The 1,298-nt window shown below is 70.0% G+C and carries 1 protein-coding gene; it reads left to right on the plus strand.

Going from position 1 to position 1,298, the window contains the following annotated elements:
* Nucleotides 1-207: 207 nt before the first annotated feature.
* Nucleotides 208-1,298, plus strand: a 1,091-nt coding sequence (locus J7E68_RS11575) for a DUF4232 domain-containing protein (RefSeq protein ID WP_215172734.1), incomplete at its 3' end; no start/stop codon positions are given.

A 1,298-nucleotide genomic window follows, 5' to 3' on the forward strand; every position in this document is an offset into this window, starting at 1 on the left:
GGTTCGGGGGAGCCGGCGCTCCATGGCCCCCAGGGCCTCATGACCCGCGAAGGCGGGACGTCGGAGACGAACCCATGGCTGAGTGGTCTCCGGCATCCCGCCTTCGCGTACTCCCTTCGCGGGGATCCGTCGTGCGTCGAGCGGGCGCGATCGTGGCGATAGGGTCGAGGAATCCGCGAGTGCGCGGAGCGATCCGGGGGGAGTGCGATGCGGCGTGGACTGATCGGCGGCGGGGTGCTCGCCGTCCTGTGGCTCGTCTGCGGCTGGCTGCCCTACCTCCTGTACTCGGTCGGGGGAAGCATGGCGACTCTGTCGCAGCTCATTCCGACCCCCATGAGCCGGGGCGTCTTCGGAAGTCCGGTGCTGTGGGCGGCCGCCGTGCAGGTGCTGATGGCGGTCGTGCTGGTCGCCGGGTTCGCGGTGCTGTCGACCACGCTCTCCACGGGTCGCGCCGTGTTCGCGGCAGGGTGGCTCGCAGCGGTCCTCGTCGCCTTCGCCATCGGTGCCGCCCTGGATCTCGGCAACTTCGTCACCTGGGCCGGTGCCTTCGGGATCCGTGGCGCGGTCGGCACCATGGGGGCGGCCCCTCTGACGACGTTGTGGGCGGTCTGGGTGGGGTGGATCCCCGCTCTCGTGTTCGCACTGCCGAGACGGGAGCGCGCTTCGGATCCTGCTCCTGATTCGTCGCCGTATTCATCGTCATCGCCGGATTCCTCGTCATCGTCCGGACGCCTCGGCGCGCGCGCATGGACGACGCTGGTCGCGCTGGTCGCGCTGATCGTCCTCCCGTTCGTGGCCGCGGGCGGTGACAACGCGACACAGGAGCAACTCCGTGAGGAGCAAGCGGCCGCACAGCAGCAGGTCGATCCCGACGGAGCGGCCGCCCCGGATCCATCGGCATCGGGTGAGCCCGTACCGACCGCAGCCCCCTCAGACGACCCTCCGGACGATGGCGCGTGCACGTCGGCGAACACGACGATCCTCGCGCCGGCTCCTGACGGCGCCACCGGACATCGGGGGCAGTCGCTGTCGTTGGTGAACGTCTCGGAGCAGCCGTGCGTTGTCGACGGATACCCGGATGTCGCCTATGGAGACCAGAACGGGCACCTGCTCGACGTGGTCGTCGAGCACGGCCGCTCGTTCATGGCTGAGGATCCCGGTGCGTCGCCCCTCACGCTCCAGCCGGGGGAGTCGGCCTCAGCGGTGATCGGGTGGGATGCGAATTCGGTGCAGGGTCAGCTTGCGGCCCGCAGCCTGTGGATCGCGGTGCAGCCGGGAGAGGAGCGCCTCTCCTGGTT

The organism is Microbacterium sp. ISL-103, assembly GCF_018613995.1.
GTDB lineage: Bacteria > Actinomycetota > Actinomycetes > Actinomycetales > Microbacteriaceae > Microbacterium.